This window comes from Vibrio sp. YQ_11 (genome assembly GCF_043103065.1).
In the GTDB taxonomy this organism is placed as follows: Bacteria; Pseudomonadota; Gammaproteobacteria; order Enterobacterales; family Vibrionaceae; genus Vibrio; species Vibrio parahaemolyticus.
Map to the genome: position 1 here is coordinate 300,201 of NZ_JBICJM010000005.1, position 14,639 is coordinate 314,839.

At 46.7% G+C, this 14,639-nt stretch carries 12 protein-coding genes; 9 read left to right on the top strand and 3 right to left on the bottom strand.

The window, feature by feature from the left end; genetic code table 11:
- Positions 1-69: 69 nt before the first annotated feature.
- The 5 genes from ACF8EG_RS01850 (at position 70) to ACF8EG_RS01870 (ending at position 6,623) form a co-directional block, all read left to right on the top strand.
- Positions 70-753, top strand: coding sequence for a transglutaminase-like cysteine peptidase (locus ACF8EG_RS01850; RefSeq protein ID WP_005464869.1), 684 nt, complete (start codon positions 70-72; stop codon positions 751-753).
- Positions 754-758: 5 nt separating this feature from the next.
- Entirely contained in the window at positions 759-2,672 is a 1,914-nt protein-coding gene (locus tag ACF8EG_RS01855; RefSeq protein ID WP_005500162.1) for an EAL domain-containing protein, read from the top strand.
- A 15-nt stretch (positions 2,673-2,687) separates the two neighbouring features.
- On the top strand, positions 2,688-4,802 hold the full coding sequence (locus tag ACF8EG_RS01860) for a type I secretion system permease/ATPase (protein ID WP_005464845.1): 2,115 nt from the start codon (positions 2,688-2,690) through the stop codon (positions 4,800-4,802).
- A gap of 506 nt (positions 4,803-5,308) precedes the next feature.
- The gene (locus tag ACF8EG_RS01865) at positions 5,309-5,902 is read left to right on the top strand and encodes a mechanosensitive ion channel family protein (protein WP_020838327.1); all 594 of its coding nucleotides are present in this window, start codon (positions 5,309-5,311) and stop codon (positions 5,900-5,902) included.
- A 136-nt stretch (positions 5,903-6,038) separates the two neighbouring features.
- A complete protein-coding gene (locus ACF8EG_RS01870) occupies positions 6,039-6,623 on the top strand; it encodes a flavodoxin family protein (RefSeq protein WP_025532943.1) in 585 nt (194 codons plus the stop codon).
- A gap of 63 nt (positions 6,624-6,686) precedes the next feature.
- Here the strand turns inward: ACF8EG_RS01870 and ACF8EG_RS01875 are convergent, their stop codons facing one another.
- Positions 6,687-8,312 carry an ABC transporter substrate-binding protein gene (locus ACF8EG_RS01875; RefSeq protein WP_069505587.1) on the bottom strand — a complete coding sequence of 542 codons (1,626 nt, stop codon included), beginning with the start codon at positions 8,310-8,312 and terminating at the stop codon, positions 6,687-6,689.
- Positions 8,313-8,453: 141 nt separating this feature from the next.
- Between ACF8EG_RS01875 and mpaA the strand changes: the two genes are divergently transcribed.
- Positions 8,454-9,164 carry a murein tripeptide amidase MpaA gene (gene mpaA / locus ACF8EG_RS01880; protein WP_025631486.1) on the top strand — a complete coding sequence of 237 codons (711 nt, stop codon included), beginning with the start codon at positions 8,454-8,456 and terminating at the stop codon, positions 9,162-9,164.
- A 19-nt stretch (positions 9,165-9,183) separates the two neighbouring features.
- Here mpaA and ACF8EG_RS01885 read toward each other — a convergent pair whose 3' ends face one another.
- Complete coding sequence (locus ACF8EG_RS01885; RefSeq protein ID WP_031853909.1) at positions 9,184-10,035, bottom strand: SIS domain-containing protein; 852 nt, start codon at positions 10,033-10,035, stop codon at positions 9,184-9,186.
- Between the two features lie 242 nt (positions 10,036-10,277).
- Here ACF8EG_RS01885 and murQ point away from each other — a divergent pair, with 242 nt between their 5' ends.
- The 3 genes from murQ to ACF8EG_RS01900 all read left to right on the top strand — a co-directional run bounded on the left by murQ (position 10,278) and on the right by ACF8EG_RS01900 (position 13,865).
- On the top strand, positions 10,278-11,180 hold the full coding sequence (gene murQ / locus ACF8EG_RS01890; protein WP_015313724.1) for an N-acetylmuramic acid 6-phosphate etherase: 903 nt from the start codon (positions 10,278-10,280) through the stop codon (positions 11,178-11,180).
- Between the two features lie 28 nt (positions 11,181-11,208).
- Positions 11,209-12,663 (top strand): PTS N-acetylmuramic acid transporter subunit IIBC, encoded by a 1,455-nt coding sequence (gene murP, locus ACF8EG_RS01895; protein WP_005500182.1) that lies wholly within the window; start codon positions 11,209-11,211, stop codon positions 12,661-12,663.
- 146 nt (positions 12,664-12,809) lie between these two features.
- A complete protein-coding gene (locus ACF8EG_RS01900; RefSeq protein WP_069505589.1) occupies positions 12,810-13,865 on the top strand; it encodes a porin in 1,056 nt (351 codons plus the stop codon).
- Positions 13,866-13,954: 89 nt separating this feature from the next.
- On the opposite strand, the gene ACF8EG_RS01905 is transcribed toward ACF8EG_RS01900, so the two are convergent.
- Positions 13,955-14,620, bottom strand: coding sequence for a peptidase E (locus ACF8EG_RS01905; RefSeq protein WP_017447105.1), 666 nt, complete (start codon positions 14,618-14,620; stop codon positions 13,955-13,957).
- Positions 14,621-14,639 lie beyond the last annotated feature (19 nt).

Sequence of the window (14,639 nt, forward strand, 5' to 3'; positions counted from 1 at the left end):
TTAAATAAAAAGCACTTATTTCTCACCAACGAGCCCATTGGAAGAGTACACTTGTGATGTGAGTCGAATATGCGATCCAATTTGAAGCGTAAAGTTACATTATTAATCAGTTTAAGTTGTTTTTCGTTCCAAATTGGTGCGTTAAGCACAAAAGAACAACGATGGGTCGATGCGGTCACAGCGGTGTATGGCGAACGCGCCGGATTGCGCGTAAATACATGGCGACAGAACATCGACCTTTTTAAACAATTGGAGACTCATGAACAGCTCGTGGGCGTTAACGATTTTTTCAACCAACTCTATTTCGTTGACGACATAAAACTGTGGGGAAAGACAGACTATTGGGCTACGCCACTCGAATTTTTAGGGAGCAACGGCGGCGATTGTGAGGATTTCACCATCGCTAAGTACTTCTCGTTACTCGAGCTAGGAATACCAGATTCAAAGATGCGTTTGATCTACGTAAAAGCCATCGAACTGAATCAGTTTCACATGGTATTAGCCTACTACCCGACCCCAAGTTCTGAGCCGCTCATCCTCGACAATATCAATCCAGAAATTGTCCGAGCCTCTAAACGTAGCGATTTGCTACCGATATACAGTTTTAATGGTACAAACCTGTGGTTGATGAAGTCCTCTGCTGGCACTGGAGAGCTAGCGGGGAAAGCATCACGTTTGAGCCTTTGGAATGACTTACGCTCGCGCGAACGTAAGTTGCAGTTAAATAAACCTAAAATTAACTATGACGAGTGAGAAACATGACCCTATATAAGAAGCTTGTAGTGGGAATGGTTACGGTCTTTATACTCTTGATGGCATCAGTATTCGTAATCGAATTCAATACTACTCGAACGAGCTTGGAACAACAGCAACGTTCAGAGGTCAACAACACCATCAACACCGTGGGTTTGGCGTTAGCACCTTACCTAAAAGATAAAGACAAGGTTGCCGTTGAATCGGTAATCAATGCATTATTTGACGGCAGTACCTACTCAGTGGTGCGTCTCACCGCGTTAGATTCTGATTACCAGATCGTACGCTCTTACCCAGTAAAACCAAGCACCGTTCCGCAATGGTTTATCGACATGAATCTGTTCAAAGCGATTCACGATAAACGCGTGGTCACCAGTGGTTGGATGCAACTGGCCGAAGTCGAAATAATCAGCCACCCAGGCGCGGCGTATGAACAACTATGGCAAGGTTTTATCCGTTTGCTATCTGCGTTTAGCGTCATCTTCCTAGCCGGATTGATTGCGATTTCTTACATTCTGCGTCGTTCTCTAAAACCACTGGCTGCTATCGTGAAGAAAATGCACGACATCGCAAACAACCAGTTTGGTGAGCCACTCACTCGCCCTAAAACCAAAGACCTGATCGCGGTCGTGGATGGCATCAACATGATGTCGGCACAGATTGAGTTGTCATTTAAAGAACAGGCCAAAGAAGCACAACGTCTACGTGCTCAAGCATACCTAGATCCTATCTCCAAACTAGGTAACCGCTCGTTCTACATCAACCAAGTTGACCAATGGTTGGCAGAACAAACGCAAGGGGGTATCGCGCTACTCCATGCAGAATATATTGGCGACATTTACGAGACAAAAGACTACCAACGCGCTGATGCCCACGTGAAAGAGTTGTCTCAACGTCTGAAAAACACCATTGATGTTCCGGGAGCCACCATTGCTCGTCTTTCTAGTGATGAATTCGGTCTGCTTTTCCCGCACATGGATGAGAGCGAATTGCGCATTCTCGCGGACAGCATCGTCAACTGTGTCAATGGCCTAAACACTGATCCAACTGGCTTAGCAAAACCAAAAGCCTCGCTTGGTGTGGCACACAGCAAAGATCAGAAAACGCGTTCTGAAGTCCTTTCTATGGTGGATAACGCACTATCGAAAGCTAAAGCACAGCCAGACAAACCATACGGCTTCATTGGTAGCGATACGCCATCTAACTTGATGGGTAAACAGCAATGGAAAGCGTTGGTTGAAGAAGCAATCCACAGCGATTGGGTGAAATTCCGCTTCCAAGCTGCGAAGAATACTTGGGGCAAAGTGTTCCATAACGAAGTGTTCTCAAGCATCGAAAAAGATGGCGAGACTTACCGTGCTAACCAATACTTATTTGCATTGGAACAGTTGGATGCGACCAACATCTTCGACCAATACGTGATTGAGTCGATGATTAAGATGCTAGAAAGCGGCGAGCTTAACGATCCCGTCGCGATTAACATCGCGCAAAGCAGCTTGTCTCAGCCATCGTTCATTCGCTGGACAACCAACATGTTGGAGAAACACTCAAAAGTGGCGTCTAAACTTCACTTTGAGATTCCTGAAGAATGCTTCATTGATCATCCGCACCATACCGCACTGCTTTGTAACGCAATTCGTCAGTCTGGTGCTGAGTTTGGTGTCGATAACTATGGTCGTAACTTCCAGTCGCTGGAATACATCCAAGAGTTCCGTCCGAACTATGTGAAGCTGGATTACTTGTTCACACACAACTTACACGACGAAAAACAGAAGTTCACACTCACGTCGATCTCTCGTACCGCTCACAACTTGGGCATTACTACGATTGCATCGCGTATTGAAACTCAGATCCAATTGGATTTCCTCACCGAGCACTTCGTAGAGGTATTCCAAGGATTCATCGTCGACAAGGAATAATAAGGTTCACCAACGATGAAAGACCCTTTACTGAATTCGCTCATCTACGTTAGCCGTTACTATGGGTTAGCCAACTCGCCGGAAGCTCTTGTGAATGGGCTTCCGCTGTCAGATGGTAAATTGACCCCGTTCCTGCTACCAAGAGCGGCGGAAAGGGCCGGATTGGTTGCCAAGGAAAACCGTGCAGAGCTGGAGAAAATCTCCAGCCTGATTCTGCCGGCAATCTTAGTTCTTAAAGGTGGTGACTCTTGCGTTCTCAATAGCATCAATATGGAGACACGCGAAGCAGAAGTCACAACCTTAGAAAGTGGAATGGTGCCAATCTCCATTCCATTAGAAGACCTACTTGAGCAGTACACTGGTCGCTACTTTTTAGTTAAAAAGCAATTCCGTTTCGATGAGCGCTCTCCCGAAGTGCTCAAAACCAAAGAAGGTCACTGGTTCTGGTCAACCTTGTGGCAATCTAAACGCATCTACCGCGATGTGCTTATCGCTTCTCTTTTGATCAACATCTTCGCCATTGCCGCACCAATGTTCACTCGTTTGGTGTACGACAAAGTGGTGCCAAACCTCGCGTTTGAAACCTTATGGGTGTTGGCAAGCGGTATCTTCGTCGTGTTCATTTTCGACTTTTCTCTCAAGTCACTTCGTAACTACTTCATCGATGTGGCGGGTAAAAAGTCGGATATTCTGATCTCCTCTAAACTGTTTAGCAAAGTAATGGGGATTCGAATGGAATCCAAACCGCCGTCAGTGGGTGCATTTGCACGTCACTTGCAGGAGTTTGAATCCATCCGCGAATTCTTCACTTCCGCTACCGTCAGCGCGTTGATAGACCTACCATTTGCGATTCTGTTTTTAATCATCATTTGGTTGATGGCGGGCAATTTGGTATTTGTGCCGATGGTAGGTGTTCTCATTCTGATTATCCACTCACTGCTCATCCAAGGCCCTCTACGCCGTTCTATCGAGGAAGGCTCACGTCTGGCTTCTCAAAAATACGCCAACCTGATTGAGAGCTTGGCAGGCTTAGAAACGGTGAAAATGTTGAGTGCTCAAAGCCAGTTCCAATACCGCTGGGAAGAAGCGGTGGCGCACATGGCAAACTGGAACATCAAGAGCCGTCGCATTACCGACAGCATCCAAAACGCTGCGGGTTTCGTGCAGCAAAGTAGTAACGTCGGGATGATCATCTTAGGCGTTTACTTGATTGCAGAAGGTGACTTAACCATGGGTGGTTTGATTGCCGCAACCATGCTAAGTGGTCGTGCGATTGGGCCTTTGGTTCAGCTATCGCTACTTTCAACGCGTTATAACCAAGCCAAATCGTCGATGACCATCATCAACCAAGTGATGGAAATGCCGGACGAGCAAGAAGAAGGCAAACGCTACATTCACCGCCCTATTGTACAAGGTAAGATTGAGCTAGAACGCGTTACCTTCCACTACCCAGACTCACCAGTCGCGTCAATTCGAGATTTGAGTTTGACGATCAATCCTGGCGAGAAAGTGGCGATTATCGGCCGTATCGGCTCGGGTAAAACCACGTTAGAGCGTCTCATCATGGGCTTATACCAACCGACAGAAGGTCATGTTCGCATTGATGACACCGACATCGCGCAGCTTCATCATGTCGATATTCGCCGCAATATCGGGTGTGTAGCGCAAGATTCCAATCTGTTCTTTGGCTCCATCCGCGACAACATCACGCTAGGCCGTCCATTAACCGATGACCGTGACGTGATGGATGCAGCCAATCGTGCGGGTGTGACCGCCTTTACGCAATCGGACCCAGCAGGTTTGGAGCGTCAGGTTGGTGAAGGGGGCGCAATGCTTTCTGGCGGTCAACGTCAGGCGGTGACGATTGCTCGCGCGTTCCTTGGACGTCCTCCGGTACTCTTGATGGATGAGCCAACCAGTGCAATGGACAACCGCTCAGAAATGCACATCAAGCATCAATTGGCGCAGTTAAAACCGAGCGAAACGCTGATTTTGATTACACACAAAACGTCGATGCTCGACATCGTAGACCGCGTGATTGTAATGGAGAAAGGCAGCGTAATTGCAGACGGTCCAAAATCTCAAGTGCTGAACGACTTGAAGCAAGGTAAGGTTAGAGCAGTTAGCTAATTCTCTGAAATCAAGAAAGCCATTATTGAAATACAAAGCCCCGTTGAATCGAATGTTTCACGGGGCTTATTTGATCGGCAAACCAAGATAGTTCAGCTCTTCAAGCACAACCCAAATAAGCACGAACCCCACGATCACCACCAGCATCATGATCGCCTTTTCATCTTCTTCCATACGCCCGCGCCTCTCCTACAGACTTCTTTTGACCACTACTAGGTTAGCAGGACGAAGGTCATATTCATCAAATTTATGACGCGCTTCACTTGGCGTAATTTCGGATATGGGATGAAGCTCAAACATTGAGCACATGAAAGATACGACGACTCTGATTGAATATTAGGTATGGTAACGAAATACTACCCATCGCAGTCTTTCATTATGCTATTTCAGTAACATGTAAGGCGTTTTAATGCCGATACAGGGTAAACAGAGTAGAAAAATTGTGATTACTTACAGCAGAAAATCAGCTATAAAAGCCGCTTTCTAAATATCGTCGAGTTGAAGAAATGAATGATTGGATCCAATTAGAACAAGTGAGCCAGTATTTCACTACAGGCTCCCTCGGTTACAAAGTGTTGATGGGCATTTTTGTCCTGATCGCTTATCGTATCCTGAAGAGAATCGTCAATCGAGCCATCTTAAACTTAGCAACCTCAAAGGGCGTAAAAAAGGCCCGCCTGAGTTTTATTCAGCGCTGTTTCAATGTCGCGCTGCTGTTTTTGACCGCCTCTGTTTTTGCCATTATCACCGGCATTGGTTATGGCGATGTGTCATTGTTCCTGTCGTCCATTTTCGCCGTATTGGGTGTGGCGTTTATCGCGCAGTGGTCAATTCTGAGCAATATCACCGCCAGCTTTTTGATCTTTTTTGTCTTCCCATACAGAGTGGGCGATCGTATTAAAGTCGTAGACAAAGACGAAGACATCAGTGGCGAGATTCAAGAAATCAGCATGTTTCACGTGTTAATTAAGCACGACAACGGAAACTTGATCACTTACCCAAACAACCAGATTTTGCAAAAAGCGGTACTAAAGCTGGCGAAAAATAAGCCAGAGCCAAGTAAAACAAAATCTCGGATTTATACTCGAAGAAAGAAATAATCCACTAAAAAGCCGATGTATCTACATCGGCTTTTTTAATGCACTTCTTTTTAAGTTTTAGTGTTGACCTAAACCAAACTTGAGGTTTTAGCATGCTCAACATTACACATTACTCAGAAAAAAGAAGGAATCTTTCATGTCCAAAATTGCGATTATTTATTTCTCTAAAACCGACGTTACTGGCCAACTTGCTCGCGCGATTGCCGCAGGCGTTGAACAACAAGGCATTAAGCAGCAAGGTGAATGTGAAATCCTCTCTCACCGAATTGAAGGCAGTGAGATTATTGAGGGACGTTTTGTGAACCCTAACCTAATGGATGAACTTGCTGAGTGTGATGCGATTATCTTTGGCTCTCCGACCTACATGGGTGGAGTGGCTGCGCAGTTTAAAGCATTTGCCGATGCGAGCAGTGAATCTTGGTACCACCAGAAGTGGGCAAACAAAGTGGCAGCAGGTTTTACTAGCGGAGGAGCGTTGAATGGCGATCAATCTTGCACACTGCAATACCTTCAAACCTTCGCTTACCAGCACGGCATGATGTGGGTCGGGTTGGATAAGATCAGTAATTCTGGGGAGCAAAACCTGAATCGTTATGGTGTACAAGGCGGTATTGTTGCACAAGGTGGTGAAGATGGTCAGTTGCATGCCTCTGATGTTGCAACGGCGGAGTATCTTGGCAAACGAGTCGCAATGCTAGTGGACAAGCTCTCCACTCGCTAACAATAAAAAGAAACCCCGTAAGATACATCTTCGGGGCTTCGTATTTATCGCTTGTTTTGAGCGCTACTTCTTGATGTAGAGATCTTTCGAGTAGATGCGCCCTTCTACGTTGTTTTTGGCAAAACCGCCAACCGTAGGGCGAACCAAACGCGCTTGCATGTAGTAATAGATTGGCGCAATGGGCATATCTGCCGCCAGCAACTGTTCTGCTTGGTCATAAAATCCTTGGCGCGCTTTCTCATCGGTTGCAGCCAATGCACTGTTCATCACGTTGTCGTACGCTTGGCTACTGTAACGTGCAAAGTTACCCGAAGAACCTGAACGCAATAAACTCAAGAAAGTGGACGCTTCGTTGTAATCACCACACCAAGACGCACGCATCACATCGAAATTGCCTTGTTTACGCGCCACTAAGTACGACTTCCACTCTTGATTTTCTAACTCAACGTTTGCACCGAGATTCTTGTGTAGCATCGAGGCTATTGCAACGGCGATAGATTTATTTGCCTCACTGGTGTTGTACAGCAATTTGAAATCCAAAGGTTTGCCATCACCGTATCCCGCTTCTTTCAGCAGTTCACGTGCTTTCTCATCACGTTGTTGTTGACTCCAGTTACTGTATGCTGGCGGCGTTGCATCAAACCCTGCGGTGTACTGATGCGCAAAAGTATAAGCAGGAAGGTTGCCGACTTGAGTGACACCAGTCGTGATCACATCGCGCATGATGGAGTACGATACCGCTTGACGCACTCGCGCATCATCAAATGGTGGACGAGTGGTATTGAACGCGTAGTAATACGTGCACAGCAATGGCACCACCGTGTAAGCCTGCTTGTAATCTTGTTTAAGCTTCTGTGCCATATGAGTCGGCACATCTGACGTGATATCCACCTCACCTACCGCATAGCGATTGATCGACGCGTTTTGGTTTTCAAACGGAATGTAAGTCACTTTGTTTAAATGCGTATCTGCGCTGTCCCAGTAATTTGGGTTCTTGATCAGTTCAATGCGCTCATTCACGACCCACTTATCCAATGTGAATGCACCGTTGCTAACAAATTGGTCTGGATCGCTCCACGGCTTGTCGCGGTTTTCCACTGTCGCTTGATGCACTGGCATCATGGACGTGTGCCCGGTCATGGCAACAAAGTACGGAACTTGACTGTCCAACTCAAAACGTAAGGTGTATTTATCCACCGCAGTGATACCGAGATCGTCCAAAGGCTTTTTGCCCTCTGCCACATCGGCGATGTTTTTGATCTTGGTGAGTTTGAGATACCAAACATTTGGAGAAGCGGTCTTCGGGTCCACCGCTCGGCGCAGTGAATAGACAAAATCATCCGCCGTCACAGGCTCGCCATTCGACCATTTCGCGTCTTTGCGTAAGTGAAAAACAAAGGTTAGGTTGTCCTTGGTTTCCCACGACTCCGCCACACCGGGAATGATGTTTCCGTTACGATCTTGAATCACCAGCCCTTCAAATAAGTCACGAATCACGTGCATTTCTGGCAGACCTTCGGCTTTTGCCGGATCAAGCGTTGCTGCCTCTGCGTCATTCGCACGCACCAAATGTTGCTCTGCGGCGAGTTGAACGCCGTTAGGTAAGGTCTCCGCAACAACAGATGCAGAAAGAAAAGGGGTGAATAAAGAGGAAATCAGCAACGCCGTTGAATGTTTTTTAAAATCCATATCGTTTTTCGTTCTCCTAACGCGTCTTGTGAAGCAAGCGCCACAATTAACATTTCAACCGTTGACGAGTTTAAACGGTTCAGTTTAGCTAGGTGTAATTAGCTTAGATATTGATATTACTTCATCAATCAGGAGATTACGGTGAGTCTAATTCCAAGAACGGAAAGAGCGGCATTTTTAATTCGGCCAACAACATACGGTCAATCCGTGCTTGGTGCGCCATTACTGTATTTTCCGGCACAAGTCGAAAGTGCTTCGCGAGGTTTGATTTTGGCAGGCACTCACGGGGATGAGACGGCCTCGATTGCAGGTTTGTCCTGCGCGCTAAGAAGCTTGCCAGCTGAAAGCTTACGACATGATGTGATTCTGTCAATGAATCCTGACGGCAACCAGCTAGGCACGCGCGCAAATGCAAACCAAGTGGATCTCAATCGCGCGTTTCCAACCCAAAATTGGACTGAGCATGGCACCGTATATCGATGGAGCTCTCACACACCCGTTCGAGACGTAAAGGTGAAAACAGGCTCTAAAAACCAGCTAGAGCCAGAAGTTGACGCATTAATTAACTTGATTGAACTGCGCAGGCCAAAGTTTGTGGTGTCATTTCATGAACCGCTTGCGTTTGTAGATGATCCCAAACATTCCAACCTTGCCAAATGGCTCGGCGAGCAGTTTCAGCTGCCAATCGTGGACGATGTCGACTACGAAACACCCGGCTCATTCGGCACTTGGTGTAGTGAACGTGATTTACCTTGCATCACGTTGGAATTGCCCGCGATTTCTGCCGATCTCACCATTGAAAAGCATCTGTCCGCTTTTATTGCTTTACTGATGCACGATCCGGATCTTTAGTACGCTGTTGGTTAAGCGATCATGTGAGGATCTGTTTGATGTCGGTACTGATATCGCTGATCAACTGACGTGCACTTTCGTCTCTTTGCTGAACCAAGATGATAAACAGCAAATCGGTGATCACGTTTTGCGCGGTGCGCGAAGCAATGGATGAGCTGCGATGTTCCGTTTCATTGGCAATCGTATCAAACGTAATATCGGCAATACCACGCAAGCGGCTTCTCCCAGGAGCAGATAACGCAATCACCTTCGCGCCCTGCTCTTTTGCCGCTTCTGCCGCGACGAGAATTTCTTTGCGTTCGCCCGAATACGAAATCGCAATCTGCACATCTTCTGAAGAGAGGGTACGAGCAACAGCAATCTGCACGTGGCTGTCTTGTTCAGAAAGCGCCGTAATACCGAGTTTAAGCAGTTTAAAGCTTAAATCCTTCGCGGTCAGGGCTGAGCCCCCAATCCCGACCACTTGCACTCGACGCGCTTCACTCAACCATTTCACCGCTTGGTGACACGCTTCATAAGACAGCGCATTGGTGGTTTGAAACATAGCATCTGTTTTTGCTTTCACCAGTTTCTGTGAAATAACCGCGATGGGATCATCTGCCAAAATATCACTGTGCAACGGTGTCGACTGCATCGCATGCTTACGGCCAATCTCTTCATTCAGAGCTAACTTAAACTCGCTGTAGCCTTTAAAGCCAATACGCTGAGTAAATTTCACAATGCTCGATTGACTCACTTTTACTTGCACCGCAAGTTCTTGGCTAGTGAGCAGCGCCGCCTTTTCTGCGTTTTCAACAATCCAATCGCCGGCCAAACGACCACTTTGCGAAAGCTGAGTACGCCTCGCGACTATCTTATTGACAACTGACACAACAAAAACCTCAAAAAATTTAAATAAATTATTCCAAAACAAAAATAATTGGAGTTTGATTTAACTCCATGATTGTTCTAACCAAGCCAGTTTATACCGGATGTAATGGACGTATATTTTCTCTCATTATTCCAAATTTCTCCTGCACAAAGAATAACCTCAAGTGTGATTTTTATCACCAAAACAGAATATTTTATTCCATAGAATCGCCCTCAGATTGAACATTACGAAGAGTGTAAAACATGAAAATTGATTTAAGCCGATTGGTGACAGAAAGCCGTAATCCAGCCAGTGCAGAGATTGATACGCTTTCGACCATCGAGATGCTGCAAGTCATTAATGAAGAGGATCAAAAAGTCGCGCTCGCGGTCAAAGCAGTGCTACCACAAATTGCAAAGACGGTTGATGCAATTACTCAAGCGTTCGCCAATGGTGGCCGTTTGGTTTACATGGGAGCTGGCACATCAGGCCGCTTAGGAATTCTTGATGCGAGCGAGTGTCCTCCTACCTACGGCACGCATCCAGACATGGTGATTGGCTTAATTGCTGGTGGACACCAAGCGATTTTGAAAGCGGTAGAAAACGCAGAAGACGACGTGAAAATGGGTCAAGACGACTTAAAAGCGCTTCACCTCACCAAGCATGACGTGGTTGTAGGCATAGCTGCAAGTGGCCGCACGCCTTATGTGCTAGGTGGTTTGGAGTACGCTAAATCCATCGGAGCTACGACCGCATCTATCGCCTGTAATCCAGAATGTGCCATGGCAAAAGCGGCCGACATCGCGATTCTGCCGATTGTTGGCGCAGAGGTTGTCACTGGCTCTTCTCGCATGAAAGCCGGCACCGCACAAAAACTGGTGTTAAACATGCTCACGACAGGTGCAATGATTCGTAGCGGTAAGGTATTTGGCAACTTAATGGTGGATGTAGAGGCCACCAACGCCAAGCTCATCCAACGCCAAACCAACATTGTTGTAGAAGCAACTGGCGCATCAAAAGAAGAAGCAGAGCGAGCATTAAATGCCTGCGATCGCCACTGCAAAACTGCCATCTTAATGATTTTGGCCGATTTGGATGCCGAACAAGCCAAATCACGCCTCGCCGCGCACAACGGTTTTATTCGCGCAGCACTAAATAATAACTAAATAATCCGAGTTCTGAAGGATAGACCCTATGGCAAAAATAACTTCAAACACAGTATCGCAGTTGCTGTCCGCAGTGGGTGGCAGCAGCAACGTAAGCAAATGTGGTAACTGTATGACGCGTTTGCGTTTATCGCTCGCCAACAATGGCTTGGCTGACCAGTCTGTTATCAAGCAAATTCCCGGCGTAATGGGTGTGGTGGAAAGCGATGAGCAATTTCAGATCATTCTCGGTCCCGGAAAAGCTCAACAAGCGGCTGAGATGATGAATCAATTGATCGACAGCTTAACTTCTGGTGATAGTGAAGAACCAGATATGCCGCAACAAGATCTTTCTGCCGTCGCGGCCGAGCAGAAAAAACAGATGAAGAGCAAACAAACCAGTGCAGTTCAGCGTTTTTTAAGCAAGTTTGCCACCATCTTTACGCCGTTGATCCCTGGCTTTATTGCCGCTGGTTTGTTGCTAGGTTTTGCGACGTTATTGGAACAGATGTTTGTTCTCGACCAGACACCAAGCCAGTTTATGTTGGATTTGATCGCCTACATGAAAGTCTTTGGTAAGGGTCTGTTTGCTTTCCTAAGTATTCTGATTGGTTACAACGCGCAGCAAGCGTTTGGCGGCTCTGGTGTTAATGGTGCCATTCTCGCCTCTTTGTTTGTGCTGGGTTACAACCCAGAGGCTACATCCGGCATTTACTCTGGCATGAACGAGTTTTTCGGCTTTGCGATTGATCCGCGCGGCAACATTATCGGCGTACTTTTGGCGGCGATCATCGGTGCGCAAGTCGAGCGTAAGGTTCGTCAATACATGCCAGATGATCTGGACATGATCTTAACGTCCGTTATCACTCTGTTGATCATGGGTGCGGTAACCTTCTTGATCATCATGCCGATCGGCGGCGAGCTGTTTAAAGGGATGTCTTGGTTGTTCCTCAACTTGAACGATAACCCATTAGGCGCTGCAATCTTGGCAGGTTTGTTCTTAATTTCTGTGGTATTTGGCATCCACCAAGGTTTCGTTCCAGTGTACTTCGCATTGATGGAAGCACAGGGCTTTAACTCGCTATTCCCTATCCTGGCGATGGCTGGTGGCGGTCAGGTTGGCGCGTCAATGGCGCTGTATTTCAAAGCAAAAAAAGACGCTCTACTGCGCACTCAAGTTAAAGGCGCTATTATTCCGGGTCTTCTAGGCATTGGCGAACCATTGATTTACGGCGTGACATTACCACGCGTAAAACCATTCGTTACCGCTTGTATTGGTGGCGCTGCGGGCGGCTTCTTTATCGGCTTAGTTTCTTACCTTGGCTTGCCAGTTGGTCTTAATACGGTGTTTGGCCCATCCGGTATCGTGGCGATTCCTCTCATGACATCTGAAAATGGCATCTTCCCGGGCATGATGGTGTTTGTTGCTGGCCTGCTTATCTCTTACATCGTCGGCTTCCTCGCGACTTACTTCTTTGGCTGCAAAGACGTCGATTTAAGCTAAATCATTCTTCCCCTATAGGAATGGACTAGCTCGCGCCCTTGGCAAACAAGGGCGCCCCCTCTCTACTTCACGACAATTTTTCTTATTCCGTTACTCGGAAGGGGCTTTGTCGTACCTAAAACAATAGAAATGAAAGGTCGTTAATCATGAAAAAGCACATTTTGACTCTACTTCTCCCTACGTTGATGGCATCAAACGCAATGGCAGCGCAGCTGTATCAAGCGGAAGATGGGTCAGTTTTAAATATTTACTCTCGTCTTGGTTTCAATGTCACCAGTAAAAATGACGAGCACGGCGATGCAAATGGCGAGTTTGATGGCCGTATTGGTTTAAACGGTTCACAAACCATCAACGAGTACGCGTCGATCATCGGCCAAGCGCAATACCAAGTGGGTGCCGCTGAATACGCAAACCAAGTAAACGACAAACCGTCTCTGACCGCACGTTATGTATGGGCGGGTATTGATGCGAAAGATTATGGTCGCATTACTGGTGGTCGCGTGGCATCTGGATTGATTATGTTTACCGACATTGGTGATGTGTTCGCCTCTTCCGATGTTTCTATTGCGCGCCAAGCGAATAAAGTCGACAAAACCGCGACGCAAGTTTTCCGTCAAGATGGCACGCTGCAATATCAAAACAGCCTAGGTAATTTCGACTTTTCTGTCGCGTACATTTTAGGAAACAACACTTCTGAGCTCGACTACGGTTACAACGCTGCACTGCGTTATACGCTAGACATGGGGAATTTGGGTACCTTGGCGCCAGTGGTGGCGATGCAGAAAAATAAAGGTGATGCACGTGAAAGCAACGACACCGATTACACATTCTGGGGCGCAGGTACGCGTTACTACCTAGGTGATTTGATGTTGGGTGCGTTGTACTCGGAAGATGAACTTGAGGGCTATTACTCACAAACTAGTACCGACAAAGTGATGGAACTGACGGCGGTTTACAGTGTAAATGACAAATGGGCACTGCGTGCTGGTTATCGTTCTTTAGAAAACAGTGATGGTGACGAGCTAGAGCTGAAAGATACAACGCTAGAAGTGCAATACAAACTGACGCCTCGTTCTTCTATCTACACAAACTACGTTGATCGTAACGGTTCGCGTGGCTACAGCAATGGACAAGAAGTCTCGTTTGGCGGTGTGCACGCAGACGAAAGCTACTACCACTTAGGTCTGCGTTACGAGCTGTAAGCACGATACTTAATGTAAGTTAGCTGAATCCATGAGCTTCTTCTGTGTCCGGTCAGTAGTTATTGCCTTTAATGCTGATTTGAAGAAGCTCACCCTCGTAATATGTTTTCTTCGTTACCTGTTTTGACCAACACGCCTGCATCAGGAAAACTGGTGACAGTAGCTAACAATTTTCCATCGACAAAGTGCAATGCCGCATAATCGTGAATACCATAACAAGTGATGCTCGGTTGAGAACGAGCAAAGGCTTGGAAAACCTCAAACTTCTCACCAACATGGGAAAAATGCGCCGCAGCCAAACCGTCAATTAATCCAAGACAACGCATAACTTGGTATGCTTCGGGATCACTGTCTGTCACCGCAAACTCAAACCAACAAATTGCACCAGCGCTCATGCCACAAATGATGATGCCTTGTTCATAACACTGCTTGAGTATTCTATCGATTCCCCATTCGCGCCAAATGGCCAACATCGAACGCGTATTACCGCCACCGACGTAAATGATGTCTTGTTCAAATAGCGTTTCTTTCCAACCAGCATCAAACTTAAACAACGGAAAATGGGTTAGGTTTTCACTAAGCTTCGCATTGTAAAAACGTTCAATAACTTCATCAGCGTCTCCCGTGGCTGTCGGTAGAAAACAAATGTTTGGATTCTCCTTACCAGACAAAGACAAAATGTATTGATCGAGCGGACTCGGATTCTCTCCCATCATCCAGCCACCACCACCAATCGCAATACAGTGTTTTCGCATTCCTTTGCTTCCTCAATTG